Source organism: Enterobacter cloacae complex sp. IR5428 (genome assembly GCF_049238585.1).
Classification (GTDB): Bacteria; Pseudomonadota; Gammaproteobacteria; order Enterobacterales; family Enterobacteriaceae; genus Enterobacter; species Enterobacter intestinihominis.
Window position 1 is genome coordinate 57,697 of sequence record NZ_JBMKHV010000007.1, and the last position, 18,882, is coordinate 76,578.

Consider the following 18,882-nt stretch of genomic DNA (forward strand, 5'->3'; position numbering starts at 1 on the left):
AGAAAGGCATACACGCTGCTGCCTTACCTTATGTAAAGAAGTTTAAAGATAACGCAGCCCTGAACACAAGTTAAGTGAATAAAAAAAGCGACGCCTGAGCGCCGCCTTTTATCATACCCGGGGTTAAGAGGCGTCAGCCGTGCCCGGTAAAGACTCCGGAGGCTGCGGCGCAAAGCCACGCAGACCTACGACGTGTACATGTTCACTGTTCTGGAACACTTTACGCACCAGCTTATAGGTTGTCCCTTTTTCCGGACTGATGTTTTCCGGCGCCGCGATGATGAGCTGCATATCGAGTCGCTCGCAAAGCTCAAACAGCGTGGCGATGGAGCGGGCGTCGAGACGCGCGGCTTCATCGAGGAATAGCAGACGGCATGGAGAGATGTCCTTGCCGCGCAGACGACGCGCTTCATCTTCCCAGCTCTGCACCACCATCACCAGAATCGACATACCGGTACCGATGGCTTCACCGGTAGAGAGCGCACCGGATTCCGCGCGCAGCCAGCCGTCTGAGCCACGGTTAACCTCAACTTCCATTTCCAGATAGTTGCGGTAGTCCAGCAACTCCTCGCCGATGGTTTGCGGCGTACGCTGGCCCATGTCAATCTGCGGATTCAGACGCTGATACAGCTTCGCCAGCGCTTCGGAGAAGGTCAGGCGGTTACTGTTGAACAGATCCTGATGCTGCTCATGCTGTTCAGACAACACGTCCAGCAGCGTGGAGTGTGCCTCACGCACGTTCACGTTCAGCCGCACGCTGTTGACCTGGCCAAACGACACGCTTTGCAGGCCCTGGTTCAGCTGACGGATACGGTTCTGCTCGCGCTGAATGGTTTTACGAATAATATTCGCCACGCTGCGGGAGCTGATTGCCAGCTTCTGCTCGCGGGAGGTCAGCTCCTCCGTCAGACGGCCCAGCTCGATCTCCATCTGTTCGATCGCTTCAACCGGATCGTCGGTACGGATGATGTCCTGACGAATACGCTCGCGTAAGTGCTGATAAACCGCCACGAAGAACTGAATTTTGCGCTCAGGACGCTTCGGATCTTCGGACATGCGCAGCACGTCGCGCAGGTGTTCATTGTCCGCCACGGCCAGACGCAGCGCACCCAGCGCCTTATCCGACATAGAGCGCAGTTCATCGGCTGACAGGTACGCCAGCTCGCGACGGTGCAGACGACGCTCCACGTTGTTGTCCTTCACCATGCGCATCACCGCGCACCAGCCCGCCTTCGCGGTCACAACCTGTTCACGCATCTCAAAATAGTCGCGCTCCAGCTTGCGCAGACGACGCGTCAGGTTGTCCATCTCCGCTTCACAGAAGGTCAGCGCTTTTTCGAGCTGATTACGACGCGCACGGTTGTTGCTGAGCTGAGCATGCAGCTCATCACGGCGAATACGCGCCCGCTCTTCTGCGCCGCTGTCGGCGCGCACGCCAATGTCCTGCAACTCTTTATGCAGGTCATTTAACAGCTCTTTCTTGGTGTCGAAGGAGCTTTTCAGCGATGCCATGACCTGGCTGTACTGGCTCAGCTGTGCAGCGTGAGTACGCATCGCTTCACGGGCGCGCGTTCGTTCCGCTTCGGCCTGCTCAAGACGCTGGCGCAGCTTTTCATTCAGATCGCTGTTCCCGCTCAGCATTTCTGCTGAATCGGAGTAGCCGAAGTGTGCGCGACGTTGCACCACTTCCGTGAGGGCAAACGCCTGCTGACGCGCTTCGCGCTGCACCTGCTGTGACCAGGCGTAATCTTCTTTTAACTGCTCAAACTGTTCCGGGTCGCTCTGGAGAACGGAAACCATCGGCTCCAGTTTTGCCAGCTGATTGCCGTGTTGCTGCACAAAGCGCGCCGCTTCCTGCGCTTCGTCCAGACGTTCCTGAATCTCATCCACGCGGTCGGTGAGCGTATCGTCCGCCAGCAGGTTCAGGCGCGGCAGGATGCGGTTAAGGGCCGCAACGCCTTCTTTCGCCTGCTCAAACTGCACGCGGCTTTGCTGGTTGTCATTTTCATGGCTGGCAAGCGCACGCTCCAGCTCACCGCGGCGGGTGTTGAGCTTACGAATTTCGGCTTCCGGATCGGGCTGGAAGGCAACGCCCAGATGGCTGCCGATAAAGCGGCTGAACGCCTGATGCAGACGCTGGGTTTTCTGCACGTCAAACGACAGGGTCGCAAAACGCTCTGAAAGCGTTTCACGCTCGGCGTGCAGGCTTTCAATACGGTTTTCACGCGCGGCGCGGCCAAACAGCGGCAGTTCCGGGAAGCGCGAATAGCGCCACTGGCGATCGGCGATTTTCACCACCACCGCTTTTTCCAGCTCGTCGACGCTGAATACGCTGTCATCAAACGACTGCGGATCCCCTTCGATGAGGTAGAGATCTTCCGGGCAGTCTTCCAGCCCTGCAAGCTGGTCAGAAATCAGCGACAGATCCGGCACTACAATCGCGTTACGGGACGGACCGTACAGCGCGGAGAAGTACGGCGCATCGTCCAGGCCGACGTCGTCGTAAATTTCAGACAGCAGCACGCCGCCGAAACGCTCGGCTAACGCATTCAGGCGCGGATCTTCTGAGCCGCCTGGCTGGCTTAAACGCTCGATTTCTTCATCGACGTCACGCTTACGCGCGCCCACTTCGTCACGCTCAACAATCGCTTCGCGTTCGCGCTCCAGCAGCTGTTGCATGTATTCGGTGACGTCCTGGCTGGAGGCAAACTCCTGACCACACTGCTCGCTGAGCTGGTTCAGGCTGCTTTGTGCGGCCAGCCAGATCGGCGCACGCTGTAAGAGCGTCTTCGAACGGGACTGAAGCTGTTCCAGCTCCTGACGCAGCGTCATGCGCTGTTCGCTGGCGTTCGATACGGTATCGGACAGGGCCGCAATACGCGCTTCCAGCTCCTGATGCAGAGCCTCAAGCTCGTCGAAATCGTAATTTTTACCCTGACGTTTGCAGAATTCCGCCAGCAGACGCTCAGCTTCCTGCTGTTCACGCAGACGCTGTTCCAGCTCGTTCAGGCGCATGCGCAGCGGCTGCACCTGCTCGGCCAGATGGCGCTGATTAACGCCGTCGCGCAGTAGCTCACGGGCAACGTCCCATGCTTCGTTACGCGCCAGCGGACCGTTGATCGCCACCACCAGCTGGTACGCCTGCTCAAACTGGCTGTGTGCCGTTTGCGCCACGCTCATTTTCTGATCGAGAGAAAGCAGTTTCTCAGTGGCTTCCTGCTCTTTGGCCTGGAAGGTATCCAGCCATTCGTCAGCGCTTTCAGGGGTCAGGTCCGGCAGGTGGCACAGCTCTTTGGCACGCTGCAACGCCTGCAGCGCCTGGTTGTATTGGATCGCGCGGGTCTGCTGCACGTCCAGCGCCTGCTGGTAGTCTGCGAGCTGGCTTTTCAGCTCATCCACTTCCAGCTCGGCGGCTTCCGCGCGGGCTTCGTTCTCTTCCTGCAAATCGGCGGCTTCTGCCACCACTTCATTTTGCTCTTCAAGACGAATTTGCAGCTCATCGAGATCGGCTTCATAACGCTCGATTTTTTCCTGCTGACGCAGCGCGGTTTGCACCAGGTTCAGATGATCGCTGGCCGCCTGGTAATCGGCTTCCAGATCCCCTTCGGCACCGTTGTGCTCGCCCAGTTCGCGCGCCATTTCGACATGCTTATACTGCTCGGCGACCAGCTGTTTGCGGGAGGTAAACAGCTCGCGGCGGTATTCCAGCGCCTGATCGAGATGAATACGGCGCTCGTTGGCGTGACGCATATAGTCTGCCGCCACGTAGTTGGTGGCTTCGCTGATCAGGTGCTTAAACAGATCGCGGTCAGATTGCGTAACGCGAATCGCTTCCAGCGTCATGCGGTTTTCACGCAGCGCGGCTTCCATATCCTGGAAGGCCTTACGCACGCCGCTGTTTTCCGGCAGCAGGTAGTCGCGCAGGGAGCGGGTAATGGCGCTTGAGATACCGCCGTACAGGGAGGCTTCAATCAGACGGTAGTATTTACTACGATCTGACGCGCTGCGCAGACGACGGGCCACCACGCCGAGATCGAACATCAGAGAGTGGTAGTCGGTAATGGAGTTAAACTGCTTAAACTGCACGCCTTCGATGGCTTCCAGCTTGTCTTTCAGCTCCTGGAGCGTCAGAACGCGCGCCTGTCGTTCATTCAGGGTTTCCGTCAGCAGCGCGGTCGGCTGCACGGAGGTTGGCAGCCCCTGGATCGCAAACGGTTTGATATCTACTTTACGGTCGCGGCCGGCAACCTGCTGCAGGCGCACGCCTACAACCACGCGCTGATGACGGGAGTTGATCACGTCCAGCACCGAATAACAGACGCCCGCTTTCAGCTTACCGTGCAGCCCTTTATCTCGGGAGCCGCTCGTTGCACCCGCTTCAGTGGTGTTACGGAAGTGCAGCAGGGTCAGGTCAGGGATCAGCGCCGTCACGAAGGCCGCCATGGTGGTGGATTTACCTGCCCCGTTACCGCCGGAGAGCGTTGTCACCAGCTCATCCAGATCGAAGGTTCGGGCAAAGAAGCCGTTCCAGTTAATCAGCGTTAGTGAGCGAAATTTACCGCGTTCAATCATTACTCTTCCTCCCCGCTATCCGGCTGATTCTCTTCGTGCTCGTCATTGAGCTGCAAATGGTTTTCCACCGGCATCGCTTCACCGTCACGGATCATGCGCAGCTGTGCTTCACGCGCATCGTCACCCGCACGCACATCGGCACCAAAGCGGAAGACCGATTCGGTAATGCGGAACTTGCTGCTGTCGTGACCCATGAACCAGACCATTCCCAGACGGCGCAGACGGTTCAGGGAAGAGCGAACTTTTTCCTGTAATTTCTGACGGTCCAGATCGGACCCCGTCGAGCGGTTATTTACCAGCTTGAGCAGCTTGCTTTCATCCGCCAGCGACAGCAGCTCATCGTAAAGCTCCTGCTGGGTGAAGATCCCTTCATTCGCCAGACGTTCCGGGCTGAGGTAGAGGTAACAGAGAATTTTGCCGACCATCATATCCAGTTCGGAAAGCACCGAGCGCGGAATAAGCGTAGTAGAGCGCGGACGCAGGTAGAAAAACCCTTCCGGCGCGCGGATCAGCTCAACGTTATAGCGAGCGTAAAACTCTTCCAGATACTCCTGAAAGTCCATCAAAAAGGCGTGATTATCCAGCTCGTCAAGGCCAATGTGACGACCGGCACGCAGCTGGCTGTCCAGCGCCGGAAACAACGGATTCGCCAGCGCCTGTGCCAGCTTAACTGGCATCACTTGTTCAATATTTGTCAATGACATGCGCCTGTACCTTGGCTCCGTAATCGTTAATCGGCTGCCACTTCGGCGGCAGTCCGGTGAAATCGGCTTGTGCGATGCCCAGGCGCACCGCCTGGTCTACAACAATGCGGGCTACATCGAAGTGGCGCGCTCGCGGATACTGCGCCAGATAGTCGCGTACCACGAGGCCAAGATCCAGCGGTGCTTGTCTGGCTTTATAGACAGCGAGCTGTTCTTCGATCATCGCCGCAAGCTGCTCGCGAATTTCGTTAAATTCTTCGTATTCCAGATCCGGCGGCAGTTCCCCGGTAACCTCTTCATCACGCAGCGCCATCTCTTCGTCGCGCATATCCAGAAGACGATCGGCGTTGGCGTAGGTCAGCGCCCACGGCGCATCAAAGTAGGTCTGTACCGACTGGCGCAGACGCTGAGCAAAGACGCGGTTCTTATCCATATCGATGGCGGTACGGATAAATTTATGCACGTGGCGGTCGTAACCGATCCACAGGTCGATCGACTGCTGGCCCCAACTGATAATGCGGTCAAGCTTACTCTGCAAATCAAACACCAGACGGTCGATAAAATGCAGATCGTCGTGCGCCATCGTCGCGTCCTGGATGCGCAGCAGGTTGGCCTGTAGCTTATCCCCAGCCGCCTCCAGCGTATCCTGCAACTCACGTAGCGTACCGGACGTTTCTGACAGCAAAAGTTCACAGCTGGAGATGGCCGCACGCCAGTCTTTATTCAGCAGTTGAGCGATATCGTCTTTGACCTGCTGCTGCTGTTCGTCCATCAGACGTTGAGTCAGATCGATACTGTCGAAAATCTCGGCGACCGAGTATTTTAGCGGCGCGTAAACGTTGCGATGCCAGTGGAATTCGTCACCGTTTTCATCAGCCGCGTCGGCGGCACGCTTCAGCTCGCCTGCAACAATGGAGAGCTGCATGGAGAGACGCAGCGTGGAAAATTCGCGCTGGCGGATGTAATAGTCGGTAATGCCAATGCCCAGTGGCGTAAGACGATAGATGGCGTTTCCTTCCGCCTGCTCGCTGGTAAAGCGGTTCAGCAGACGTTGACGCACCATATCATTGATTGCGTTGTTGGCACGCACGCTAATGGTTTCGCTGGTTTGCTCAAACGCATCACTGACGTGGCGGAACGCATCCACCAGTTCGCCTTCACTCATTTCGCCATCCAGGCGTTCGCCGTTTAGCGTCGCAACCGCCAGCAGGAATGAGAGTCTGTCTACCGGCAGCGAGATGGAGAAATCGTTTTTCCTGGCCCAGGCAACCAGTTCGGGGACTGTCTGGGAAAATTCACTCATAGATTATCCTTGCATCTGCGGCTTGCGCGCGGTGACGTGGATATAGCGGCCAAGGCTCAGATAAGGCTCCTGGCGGCAGTACCGCGTCTCTATTTCTGTTAAGGCGTCTAAACAGTCATCCTGTTTTTGTTTATCACGCAGATAATCATGAAACACCCTCACGCCGGTTTTGCCGGTAATTTCCCAACCGATCTCCTCCAGCCAGCCATAGACCTGCTGCGGTTCACGGGGGAAATCCGGTGAAAGCGTGCGTCGTTTCTTTTTATACATGCCCTGCTGTACATAGCCAAAATTGCCGACCAGCACGTTTCGCATCAGCAGGCCGTTGGCATTGTAAAACATCAGCGATAACGCACCGCCCGGGCGCAACATCGACCACAGCGTTTTTAACATCGCTTGTGGTTCGGCGACCCATTCGAGCACAGCATGAAACAATATCAGATCAACCTGCGTTTCCAAATGCTGCGGAATGTCCTGAGCGGCGCAATGTATAAAATGCATGTTGTCGCTCACACCTTTCTCTTCTGCCGCTCGCCCGGCGCGCGCAACCATCTCGGCAGAAAGATCGCAAAGCGTGACGTGATGTCCCCGCTGCGCCATCAGAATTGCAGTCTGCCCTTCCCCACCGCCGGCATCCAGCACGCGCAACGGTCGGTCACCGAATTCAGCCAGCAGCTTGTCCAGATCCTGCCAGAGGATCGTCTGACGAAGCTGACCTTTGGTGGTGCCATAAATGTTGCGCGAAAACTTTTCCGCGATGTCATCAAAATTGCGATCCCGCATTGGGAGGGTTCCACTCACTGCAAAACCGCTATTTTGTCACACCCGCGCGGAGAATGAACCACTCTGGTGTAATATCACCGACAATCGCCTGCTGTATGGTTAAAAAAGGAACCAAAAAGGATGCTTTTTACCCTAAAAAAATATATCGGAGGCATGATGCTTCCCCTTCCCCTGCTGTTGCTTCTCATCGCGCTGGGGCTGGCATTGATATGGTTTAGCCGCTTTCAGAAAAGCGGTAAATCCCTCGTCACCGTGGGCTGGCTAGCGCTGCTGTTACTCAGCCTGCAACCGGTCGCTGACGGTTTGTTACGCCCGATTGAAAACACCTACCCTACATGGCAGGGAAAACAGAAGGTGAGCTATATCGTGGTGCTGGGCGGCGGGTATACCTGGGATCCGAACTGGGCGCCCAGCTCGAACCTGATCAACAACAGTCTGCCGCGTCTGAACGAGGGGATCCGCCTGTGGCTGGCCAATCCGGGATCGAAGATGATCTTCACGGGCGCTGCGGCAAAAACCAACCCGGTAAGTACCGCTGAAGCAGGGGCAAGAGTGGCTGAATCGCTTGGCGTACCACGTTCCGCCATCATCACGCTGGATAGCCCAAAAGATACCGAAGAAGAAGCTGCTGCGGTGAAACAAGCCATCGGTGATGTGCCGTTCCTGCTGGTGACCTCTGCTTCACACCTGCCGCGCGCAATGATTTTCTTTGAGAATCAGGGCCTGCATCCGCTTCCTGCTCCGGCAAACCAGCTGGCCATTGACGCCCCGCTCAACCCGTGGGAACGGATAATCCCGTCCCCGGTATGGCTGATGCACAGCGACCGCGTCGGTTACGAGACGCTTGGCCGCCTGTGGCAGTGGCTTAAGGGTTCGTCAGGCAAGCCAGGGCAGGAGTGATTTTGCGGCCAGATCGAAACTGGCTCGATTAAAGCGCCCGGTGTTGACCAGTTGCGCCACCTCATCCCAGAGAAGATAGAGCCAGCGTCGCCAGAGAAAGGCCTCCGCAACGGGGGCGCGCTGAAGATAGTGCCAGAGCAAATCTTCCGCCGCCCCGCCCTCGCTCAGCCTGAACAGTTCGTACTCGCGCGGCGCCCAGAGCATGATCCCCGGCCCGACCATTGCCAGAAGCTGATCGCTGCGCGAGTCTTTAAGCATACTGCGCAGCGTGAAGTTGCCGTGAACCAGCACGCAGTTGTCGTTAAAACCCTCAAACAGCGTCGGAAGACATTCCCGGGTGCGGAACAGAATACGTTTGTCCTGCATCGTTAAACCGGTGTTGTTGAACTGGTTCAGCGTGCCCCAGAGCACTTCGACACGCTGGCGATACCATAGCGGCCACAGGTTTTCCTGAGTGCTGTCTACCGCGCCAACAAGACCCCGGCTGTCCTGCCGATGCCAGGCTAGCAGGGCCTCGACAATCTGATCTTTCAGCTGTTCCCAGCGCTCCGGTGTACGCGTCGGAGCTTCAACAGAAACCCCGCGTAAACGTTCAATAAGCAGAACATCCGGGCCGGGATGCTCCTCATGGGTCATCACGCCGTAGACCGTCGGCATACGGACAGTCCCTTCCCGCGCCAGCATCGACATTTTCCAGGCCAGCTGTCTGGCGACGCCCGGCGAGGTAAAACTTCTGGCCATCAGCGGCATGGGGTTTCCCTGACTGTCGTACAACGACCAGAGTGCGGTATCGGCCTTTTCATTCACGCATTCCACCCGGCTTAGCTTTTCGCCAAGGAGATGGCTGAGTTCAGCACGCAGCTGTTCCATATGAGATTACCCCCATTAAGACTACTGCTTTTATAATGAGCGCGCGAACCCCGGATGTCACCCGGTCGAGATCAATAATGAAAAAGAAAAGGAAGAGAACATCCCCCCAGAACGAGGGGATGGCAGCGAATTAACGCAATTCGACGCGTACGCGATCGAGATCTTCAGGCGTATCCACGCCGGTGCCAGGGACTTCCTGGGCAACCGCAACGTGAATTTTCTCGCCGTACCACAGCACGCGAAGCTGTTCGAGCATTTCGATATGCTCAAGCGGGCTTGGTGCCCAGGCGACATAGCGACGAATAAAGCCGGCGCGGTAGCCGTAAATACCGATGTGGCGCAGGAAGGTTTCGCCGATCGTCTCTTTCGATTGCGCGAAACGATCGCGATCCCACGGAATGGTGGCGCGGGAGAAATAGAGCGCGTAGCCCTCTGCGTCCATGACCACTTTCACCGCATTCGGATTGAACGCCTCTTCAGCGTGGTGAATCGGCACCGCAAGGGTCGCCATGCCAACCTTACGCTGGGCCAGGTTGTCGGCCACCTGACGGATAATAGCCGCCGGGATCATCGGCTCATCGCCCTGCACGTTCACAATCACCGTCTCGTCACTGAAACCGCATTTTTCGACGACTTCCGCCAGGCGCTCGGTGCCTGACTGGTGGTCGGCACGGGTCATGCACACTTCCCCACCCGCGGCCTCAACCGCTCGCGCGACATCCGGGTGATCGGTGGCGACGATGACGCGTCCGGCGCCCGATTCGCGTGCCCGTTCAAGGACATGCACAATCATCGGTTTACCGTTGATATCCACCAGCGGTTTACCTGGCAGGCGCGTTGAAGCATAACGCGCAGGGATAATGACAACAAAACTCATGGTTTGATCTCTTCTGCCACCAGGGAACGGGCTTCATTTTCCAGCAGGACCGGAATACCGTCACGCAGCGGGAACGCTAGGCTGTCCAGTTTGCAAATCAGCTCTTGTTTATCCTGGCTGTAATATAGTTTGCCGTTGCACACCGGGCAGGCAATAATTTCAAGTAAACGGTGATCCATAGTTCCTCCGTATGGGTAATTGCTAAAGCTTACCACATTCTTTTTTCAGGGAGTGCCTGTTTCCCAGCCACCTCGACAGGTCGTAAACAGCCCCGCAGGCACGCGACCGAGTACAATTTCATACGCCCCCTGCCAGCGCGCAAATTCACTGAGCGCAGACGTTAGCCCTTTTTCCAGGCCAGCCGTGACTTTTATGCCCTCTTCCAGCCAGAGCGCGATAATTTCAAGCGTGCCGGTTTTACGGTGCATTTTAGCGTCCATGCGCCCGACAAGCTGCCCTTTATGAAGCAACGGCAAAACAAAATAACCGTACTGACGTTTTTGCGCCGGGGTGTAGCATTCCAGACGGTAGCTGAAATCAAACAGCTGTTCGGCCCGCTTTCTATCCCAGACAACGGGGTCGAACGGCGAGAGTACGGCACTGTGGGTCGCCTGGAGTTTGCCCTCTTGCGCCTGCGCCAGCAGAGGGAACAAATCCGCATGCAGCCACATTTCACCTAACGACTCAACCGAGACCGGCATCACGCGCTGTTCACGCTGCCACGTTTCCAGCAGCGGTTTTAGCTGCGGCTGACGCAGGCGATAATAATCCGCCAGCCACTGTGGGCGGAATATGCCCAGGCTGCGGGCGCTGTTCCCGAGCATGATGGCTTCGGCTGCGTCCTGAGACAGCAGGTCACGCGTATCGTCCCAGTGAGGCATAACGCGGTGCGTGAGGTCATAGACGCGCTGAAAGTTGCGGCGCTCGACCACCATCACTTTGCCCGACGTAAACAGCCCTTCAAGATGGCGTTTGTGCGGTTTCCACTCCCACCATCCGCTTGCGCCTTTTCGCGGGTGTTCAAAATCCGCAGAGCGTACCGGACCGTTTTCCTGAATATGGGCAATCAGTTGTTCTATTTCATCCGCGTGTTCCGCCATCCACTCCTGGCGGTATTTCCAGCCCATTTTGTCCGGGGCGAGCATTCGGTGACGCACCAGTGCAAAATCGCTGCGCGGGAGAAAACAGGCTTCATGCGCCCAGTATTCCATCAGTTCGCCCTGACTTAGCGCATTATCCAGCCACTGCGGAGGATAGTTTCCCAGGCGGCTAAACAGGACCAGATACGGGCTACGCGCCACGATGTTAATGGTGTCGATTTGCAGCAACGACATGCGTTGCACGGTAGAGAGGATATCCGCTGGCTGCGCGCGGCGGCGGGGCTTTTTCAGAAGCCCCTGGGCGGCAAGATGCAGGTTTCGTGCGGCTGCAAGTGAGAGTTGCGGTAGAGACATGCGTTTTCCTGTCAGTCAAAGCGCCACCGGAACCGCGTAGAAGTTACTGCACTAACGCGAGCAGTTCCTTGAGCAAATGTTCCGGCTGTTCGCCGCTGAGTTCAGCATCAACCGGCAGATACCACCAGTTTTCTTTCGCAAAGGCCCGGCATTTTACCGCGTCTTTTTCCGTCATGATCAGCGTCTGGCCCGTTGCGGCCAGCCTCTCAATCTCTTCGGCAACCAGCGCCTGGTGATCGGCCAGCGGTACCCGTTTCTCCAGCCGCGCGCCGCACTGCTCCAGCGTCGCGAAGAAACGCGGCGGATGACCAATCCCGGCCATCGCAATCAGATGATCCAGTAACGCGACGTCTTTACGCTCGCCGGTCAGCATATTCACTGCCTTTCCGGGACGAAGATGCATCGGGATCTCACCCGCTCTGGCTTCACCACCGTTTACAATCACGGCATCGACGCTCTTCAGGCGCGACGCACGCTCACGCATTGGACCGGCTGGAAGCCACCAGCCGTTGCCAAAACGCCGCACGCCGTCAATAACCACGATCTCTTTGTCACGCGCCAGCGCGTAATGCTGCAAACCATCATCGGTAATTATGATTTGTACGCCATGCTCTGCAAGCAGTGCCTTTACGGCATCACTGCGCATCGGCGATACCGCAACCGGCGCGCCAGTACGTTGGTAAATCAGTACCGGCTCATCACCGGCTTCAGCGGTTGTCGTAGCTGGGCTCAGCACCAGTGGATACTGCGCCGCTTTACCACCGTAACCGCGTGAAACAACTCCCGGGCGGATACCGCGCTTCTGGAGCTGTTCTACCAGCCAGATCACCACCGGCGTTTTGCCGTTTCCACCCGCCGTCAGGTTGCCGACCACCACGACCGGTACCGGTGCGCGCCAGGCGCGCTTGATCCCGAGGCGATAAAGCAGACGAATAGCACCGCTCACCAGGCCATACAGCCAGGAGAGCGGGAGAAGCAGCACCCACAGAGGGGATTCACCCGACCAGATGCGTGCAATCATTGACCGAACTGCATTTTATGAAGCTGCGCGTATACACCACGTTGTTCCAGCAGGTCCGCATGGCTGCCGCGTTCAACGATAACGCCGTCTTCCACCACCACGATTTCGTCAGCCTGTTCGATGGTCGACAGACGGTGCGCGATAACCAGCGAGGTACGGTTTTTCTGTAATTCATCCAGAGCCGACTGGATAGCGCGTTCAGATTCCGTATCCAGTGCGGACGTTGCTTCATCGAGGATCAGAATCGGGCTGTTGCGCAGCAGCGCTCGGGCAATCGCGATACGTTGACGCTGACCACCGGAGAGCAGCACCCCGTTTTCGCCAATGATCGTATCCAGACCGTTATCCATTTTGTTAATGAAGTCCATCGCATAGGCCATACGCGCCGCATTCTCGATCTCTTCACGGCTGTACTCTTCGGTACGGGCATACGCAATGTTGTTTGCCACCGTATCGTTGAACAGATGCACGTTCTGCGAAACCAGCGCGACCTGGTTACGCAACGACTGTAGGGTATATTCCCGCAGGTCGTGACCATCAAGCAGGATTTCGCCCTGGTCGATATCGTAGAAACGGGTAATCAGGCTGGCAATAGTCGACTTGCCCGAACCGGAACGACCGACCAGTGCAACGGTTTTACCCGCCGGGATGGACAGGCTGATATCACGCAGCGCCGGCACTTCACGGCCTGGATAGGTAAAGGTCACGTTGCGGAATTCCAGGTCACCTTTAGCGCGCTCGATCACGCGTGTACCTTCATCTTTTTCCTGTTCGGAATCGAGGATGCTGAACAGCGTCTGACAGGCTGCCATCCCGCGCTGGAACTGGGCGTTGACGTTAGTCAGCGATTTCAGCGGACGCATCAGCGCAATCATGGATGAGAACACCACGGTAATGGTACCCGCAGTCAGGGTTTCCATGACGCTCGGGAAGCTTGCTGCATACAGGACGAAGGCCAGGGCCAAAGAGGCAATCAGCTGAATGATCGGATCGGAAATCGACGAGGCCGATACCATTTTCATCCCTTGCAGGCGCATTCTGTTGCTGACCTTGTCAAAGCGTTTGGTTTCGACTTCCTGACCGCCGAAGATCAACACTTCCTTATGGCCTTTCAGCATCTGCTCGGCGCTGGTAGTCACCTGCCCCATCGTATTCTGCATATTTTTACTGATGTTACGAAAACGCTTTGATACCACGCGGATCGCGATGGAGACAATCGGCGCCAGCACAATAAGGATCAGCGACAGTTGCCAGCTGTAATAGAACATCATCGCAAAAAGACCGATGATGGATGCGCCTTCACGCACAACGGTAATCAGTGCGCTGGAAGAGGACGACGCCACCTGCTCTGAATCGTAGGTAATACGCGACAGCAGGGTACCGGTTGACTGTTTGTCAAAGAATGAGACTGGCATCCCCATCATGTGGCTGAATAACCGACGGCGCATGGTCATCACCACTTTACCGGATACCCAGGAGATGCAGTAGCTGGATACATAGCTGGAGATTCCGCGTAAGATCATCAGCCCAATAACCACCAGCGGCATCCATAGCAGCACTGAACGATCCGTTTTACCAAAACCGTCATCCAGTAACGGTTTGAGAAGCGATAACATAAACGTATCGCTGGCTGCGTTGAGGATTAACGCTACGCCCGCCACGATCAAGCCTGCTTTGAAAGGTGCAATCATCGGCCAGAGCCGGCGGAACGTTTGCCACGTGGAGAGATCTTTGTCGTTATGCATTCAAAAAACCAGCATTTGTTGAAATAGCCGCATATTCTACCCGTTATCTACGGGCGCGCCAAACCACTGATGATACCAACGCGGTAAATAGTGTTCACGTAAGCGGCGAATTTGCCGACTTTGGTGCGAAAACGTCACAGTTATCTGTCCGGACTGCGGGGTATCAAGCCAGAGATATCCCTCAGTTCGATAGCGCCTGACTACTTTGATGGAAGGGAAACGCCACGCGTTATAGCGGGCCATCGAGGCCAGCGAAACCTGCCCCTCCACGCGCTGTAGCAGCGGTGTTGAAGATGACGTGTTACTCCCATGGTGCGGCACCTGAATCAGTGTAGCCGCAAGTTGACGCCAGCGGTGGCTCAACATTGCCAGTTCTGCCTGCGCTTCAATATCTCCGGTCAGTAAAACGCTCTGTTCGCCGTCATCGATTTTTACCACACAGGAGCGGTTGTTACCTTTCGCCGGGGTGTTTTCGGGTGGCCAATGCACAGAGAACGTTAACCCATGCCACTGCCATCGCTGTCCACGAAAGCATGGAAGATGTCCGGCCCAGGCTAAGGGGCTTCTGATCCACATTGCAGGCCAGGCAGCTTTTAGCGATGCCAGTCCCCCCGCGTGGTCGAGATGTTCATGGCTCAGGATCACCCCTTCCGGCCTCAGATGATGCCAGCGTAGCCAGGGGATAATCAGCTGCTGCGCGCTGTCCCCACCGGGCCATGCCAGCCCGGTGTCATACAGAATGGCCTTCCCGTGACGCTCAATGACCATCGCCAGCCCTTGCCCTACATCCAGCATATGCAGGGACCAGCTGTCAGTTTTAATCCTGTGCCAGAGGGGAAATGCCATCACCACGCTGCCTGCCAGACAGACTGCGGGTACTGCGCTGAAGGCCCTGAATCGCCAGCCAATGATCAGCAGCCACGGCAGTAACGTCAGGTATTGCCAGCGTTCATCCACGTCCTGCCAGCCATTCGGTAAACGCATCAATAGCCAGAAAAGTCCTGCCAGAGACTTATCGGCAGCCAGCCAGACGATACTTTCCAGCGTCGCCACCGGAAACAGATGCAGAAACATGCCGAGCAGGATCAGTGGAACTGAGATAAACGTTACCAGAGGAACAGCAAACAGATTCGCCACCAGCGAGGAGAGACTGAAACCATGGAAAATCAGTACCTGAAGCGGCAACAGGAGCAGCAGCATTCCAACCTGCAAATACAACAGCGTAACCAGCGGCCGCAGGCACCGGCCACGTTGCCAGTGCGGGAGAGGCAACCACTGATACCAAAAAATAAGCGCGGCGACCGCAAACGCGGATAACGCCAGGCTTTGTGACAGTACCGCCAGCGGATCGAAAAACAGGATCGCCGCCACGCAGGTAAGCCATACCTGCCAGGGCGACCACTGACGACCGCCCATTTTTAATGCGGCCAGCACCACAAGCGCCATAACCGTACGCAGCGCAGGCGGCTGCAAGCCCGTTAGCCATGCGTAAAACGCGGCAAAAATCAGCCCTGTCAGCAAGGGGATTTGCCAGATAATCCAGCGGCCCGGCAGGAAAAATTGGATCCCCCGCGCCAGAAACCAGATGACAGAAGCGGCCAGCGCAATATGCAATCCCGAGATTGCCATGAGATGCATCGTTCCGGTCTCACGCATCAGGTTTTTTATCTCCCGCGAGACCGACAACCGCTCCCCCATCCCCAGCCCCAGGATCACGGGCCCCCACTGATATGCTGAAAGCGTATTCTGTAGTGATGTCAGGTATTGCGAACGCAGGCTACAGCGTGCGTCGACAATCTCCGCATGGGTAAACCGTCCGCTCAGCGTCTGGTGTCGGGCAAAGGCGTTTTTCTGCGAATCATAGCCGCCATCGTTGAGCTCTCCGTGTACCGCCCTGAGCCGCAGGGTCATTGCCCAGCGTTGACCCACGCAGACATTTTGAGGCAGGTAGTTGCCGTAGAGTGACACGCCCATGGCAGCCCACACGCGTTCTCCATTGAGGCTGATAATCCTTCCCTGATGCATCGTTGCGCCGTCCGTTGCGGTAATGACCACCTCGGCCTGCTGCGGTGCTTTCGTTAAATGGTTCATCGGCCACACGCTTTCCTGAGCGGCCAGGATCCCCCAGCACATAAAAAGCAATGCGAGTCCTGAAAACCTGAGCCATTTTCTCTTCTGTACGGATAACGCAACTCCTGCGGCAATCAGCAACCAGACAATATGCAAATCTGGCAAAACGGGTAACCAATAGAGCGGGATTATGGCCAGAATGGCGCACATACAGATAACGTGGATCCCCATCTTCACCTCCATGTTTCAGGCGATTATGCGGCGGGACTGATGCGTCGTCAGACAGAAAAGGCGTGATTTACAGCGGGCGCTGCAACGTTTTTAAGCGTTTACAGCAAAGAGAAAATGAGAATGCGGCGCGTATTCAGAAATGCAGGGCGGGATACAAAAAAAGCACCCTAAGGTGCTTTCTTTAAACTCAGTTTAACCCTGATGATTAAACTCAGTTACCGTAAATATTGGCGCGATCGCGCAGTTCTTTACCCGGCTTAAAGTGCGGAACATACTTTCCTTCCAGCTCCACTTTATCGCCAGTCTTCGGGTTACGCCCGGTACGTGGTGCACGATAGTGCAGGGAAAAACTACCGAAACCGCGGATTTCAATGCGCTCGCCCTGGGCAAGAGTGGTAGCCATATGCTCCAGCATCTCTTTAACGGCATCTTCCACAGCCTTGGCAGGGATATGCGGTTGCTGACTGGCAAGTCTTTCAATCAATTCTGACTTGGTCATGATTCCTCCGGTTCCTTTCAAACCCATTAGCTGAACAGCTTATTAAACAAGGGCGGCCGTAGCCGCCCTTTGTTATTGATTACAGGACGAATCCTGCAATCTGTCAAGTCTGCTCTCCATCCTTCGCGCTGTAAATGCGTTACAGCTCAAATGATGGTGCGAACCTGAACTTACTCGCCTTTAGCTGCTTTGAAAGCTTCAGCCATTGCGTTGTTAGAGAAGTTTGCATCTTCCTGTTTGTTCACAGTTGCGATTGCATCTTTCTCATCAGCTTCGTCTTTAGCACGAACAGACAGGCTGATTGCACGGTTCTTACGGTCAACACCGGTGAACTTAGCTTCAACGTCGTCACCAACGCTCAGAACCAGAGTTGCATCTTCAACGCGGTCACGTGAAGCTTCGGAAGCGCGCAGGTAACCTTCAACGCCGTCAGCCAGTTCTACGGTTGCGCCTTTAGCGTCAACAGCAGTCACTTTACCGTTTACGATTGCGCCTTTCTTGTTCAGTGCAACCCAGTTGTTGAACGGATCTTCTGCGAGCTGTTTAACGCCCAGGGAGATACGTTCACGCTCTGCGTCAACCTGCAGAACAACTGCTGCGATTTCGTCGCCTTTTTTGTATTCACGAACTGCTTCTTCGCCTGCAACGTTCCAGGAGATGTCAGACAGGTGAACCAGGCCATCGATGCCGCCGTCCAGGCCGATGAAGATACCGAAGTCAGTGATAGACTTGATTTTACCTTCAACACGGTCGCCCTTGTTGTGGGTTTCCGCGAACTGCTGCCATGGGTTGTTTTTGCACTGCTTCAGGCCCAGGGAGATACGACGACGTTCTTCGTCGATATCCAGAACCATCACTTCCACTACATCACCAACGTTAACAACTTTGGATGGGTGGATGTTTTTGTTGGTCCAGTCCATTTCGGAAACGTGCACCAGGCCTTCAACGCCTTCTTCGATTTCAACGAAGCAGCCGTAGTCGGTCAGGTTGGTAACGCGACCAGTCAGTTTAGTACCTTCTGGGTAACGCTTAGCGATAGCTACCCATGGATCTTCGCCCAGCTGTTTCAGGCCGAGGGATACACGAGTACGCTCGCGGTCGAACTTCAGCACTTTAACAGTGATTTCGTCGCCCACGTTCACGATTTCGCTTGGGTGCTTAACGCGTTTCCACGCCATGTCGGTGATGTGCAGCAGGCCATCAACGCCGCCCAGGTCAACGAATGCGCCGTAGTCAGTGAGGTTCTTAACGATACCTTTGACTTCCATGCCTTCCTGCAGGTTTTCCAGCAGCTGATCGCGTTCTGCGCTGTTTTCGGATTCGATAACGGCACGACGGGAAACAACAACGTTGTTACGCTTCTGGTCCAGCTTGATTACTTTGAACTCAAGCTCTTTGCCTTCGAGGTGCAGGGTGTCACGGACTGGACGAACGTCTACCAGAGAACCTGGCAGGAACGCACGAATACCATTCAGCTCAACAGTGAAGCCACCTTTAACTTTGCCGTTGATAACACCGACCACAGTTTCAGCTTCTTCGTAAGCTTTTTCCAGCGTGATCCATGCTTCGTGACGTTTAGCTTTCTCACGAGACAGCAGGGTTTCGCCGAAGCCGTCTTCTACTGCGTCCAGAGCAACGTCAACTTCGTCACCTACCTGGATTTCCAGCTCGCCCTGGGCGTTTTTGAACTGCTCAGCCGGGATGGCGGACTCAGATTTCAGACCGGCGTCAACCAGTACTACGTCTTTGTCGATAGCAACAACAACACCGCGAACGATGGAACCCGGACGGGTTTCGATTTCTTTTAAGGATTCTTCAAACAGTTGAGCAAAAGATTCAGTCATGTTTAATCT

Annotated in this window: 14 protein-coding genes; 1 reads left to right on the top strand and 13 read right to left on the bottom strand. The window is 55.9% G+C overall.

The window, feature by feature from the left end; genetic code table 11:
• Positions 1–123: 123 nt before the first annotated feature.
• From mukB to cmoM, 4 genes are read right to left on the bottom strand one after another with little or no spacing between them, the layout of a single operon-like run.
• Positions 124–4,572 carry a chromosome partition protein MukB gene (gene mukB / locus ACOTXC_RS12265; RefSeq protein WP_421767712.1) on the bottom strand — a complete coding sequence of 1,483 codons (4,449 nt, stop codon included), beginning with the start codon at positions 4,570–4,572 and terminating at the stop codon, positions 124–126.
• Entirely contained in the window at positions 4,572–5,276 is a 705-nt protein-coding gene (gene mukE, locus ACOTXC_RS12270) for a chromosome partition protein MukE (protein ID WP_003858208.1), read from the bottom strand. Before mukE ends, mukB begins: the two co-directional genes overlap by 1 nt.
• Positions 5,257–6,579, bottom strand: a complete 1,323-nt coding sequence (gene mukF, locus ACOTXC_RS12275; RefSeq protein WP_022647635.1) for a chromosome partition protein MukF — start codon at positions 6,577–6,579, stop codon at positions 5,257–5,259. Before mukF ends, mukE begins: the two co-directional genes overlap by 20 nt.
• Positions 6,580–6,582: 3 nt before the next feature.
• Positions 6,583–7,362, bottom strand: coding sequence for a tRNA uridine 5-oxyacetic acid(34) methyltransferase CmoM (gene cmoM, locus ACOTXC_RS12280; protein WP_006809373.1), 780 nt, complete (start codon positions 7,360–7,362; stop codon positions 6,583–6,585).
• 120 nt (positions 7,363–7,482) lie between these two features.
• On the opposite strand from cmoM, the gene elyC reads away from it, so the two are divergent.
• Positions 7,483–8,262, top strand: coding sequence for an envelope biogenesis factor ElyC (elyC, locus tag ACOTXC_RS12285; protein WP_421767713.1), 780 nt, complete (start codon positions 7,483–7,485; stop codon positions 8,260–8,262).
• On the opposite strand, the gene ACOTXC_RS12290 is transcribed toward elyC, so the two are convergent.
• The 9 genes from ACOTXC_RS12290 to rpsA form a co-directional block, all read right to left on the bottom strand.
• On the bottom strand, positions 8,239–9,132 hold the full coding sequence (locus ACOTXC_RS12290; protein ID WP_003858216.1) for a YcbJ family phosphotransferase: 894 nt from the start codon (positions 9,130–9,132) through the stop codon (positions 8,239–8,241). The genes elyC and ACOTXC_RS12290 overlap by 24 nt on opposite strands.
• A 130-nt stretch (positions 9,133–9,262) precedes the next feature.
• Positions 9,263–10,009 carry a 3-deoxy-manno-octulosonate cytidylyltransferase gene (kdsB, locus tag ACOTXC_RS12295; protein ID WP_023299728.1) on the bottom strand — a complete coding sequence of 249 codons (747 nt, stop codon included), beginning with the start codon at positions 10,007–10,009 and terminating at the stop codon, positions 9,263–9,265.
• Positions 10,006–10,188, bottom strand: a complete 183-nt coding sequence (ycaR, locus tag ACOTXC_RS12300) for a protein YcaR (RefSeq protein ID WP_003858220.1) — start codon at positions 10,186–10,188, stop codon at positions 10,006–10,008. Before ycaR ends, kdsB begins: the two co-directional genes overlap by 4 nt.
• Before the next feature lie 45 nt (positions 10,189–10,233).
• Positions 10,234–11,463 (bottom strand): winged helix-turn-helix domain-containing protein, encoded by a 1,230-nt coding sequence (locus ACOTXC_RS12305; RefSeq protein WP_058646085.1) that lies wholly within the window; start codon positions 11,461–11,463, stop codon positions 10,234–10,236.
• 43 nt (positions 11,464–11,506) lie between these two features.
• Positions 11,507–12,484: a tetraacyldisaccharide 4'-kinase gene (lpxK, locus tag ACOTXC_RS12310; RefSeq protein ID WP_421767714.1), complete on the bottom strand. Its 978-nt coding sequence runs from the start codon at positions 12,482–12,484 to the stop codon at positions 11,507–11,509.
• Complete coding sequence (gene msbA, locus ACOTXC_RS12315) at positions 12,481–14,229, bottom strand: lipid A ABC transporter ATP-binding protein/permease MsbA (RefSeq protein ID WP_003858227.1); 1,749 nt, start codon at positions 14,227–14,229, stop codon at positions 12,481–12,483. The genes lpxK and msbA overlap by 4 nt, the downstream gene beginning before the upstream one ends.
• Positions 14,230–14,265: 36 nt before the next feature.
• On the bottom strand, positions 14,266–16,530 hold the full coding sequence (locus tag ACOTXC_RS12320) for a ComEC family protein (RefSeq protein WP_421767715.1): 2,265 nt from the start codon (positions 16,528–16,530) through the stop codon (positions 14,266–14,268).
• A 211-nt stretch (positions 16,531–16,741) separates the two neighbouring features.
• Positions 16,742–17,029, bottom strand: coding sequence for an integration host factor subunit beta (gene ihfB / locus ACOTXC_RS12325; protein ID WP_003858233.1), 288 nt, complete (start codon positions 17,027–17,029; stop codon positions 16,742–16,744).
• 170 nt (positions 17,030–17,199) lie between these two features.
• Entirely contained in the window at positions 17,200–18,873 is a 1,674-nt protein-coding gene (gene rpsA, locus ACOTXC_RS12330; protein WP_003858235.1) for a 30S ribosomal protein S1, read from the bottom strand.
• Positions 18,874–18,882: the final 9 nt, after the last annotated feature.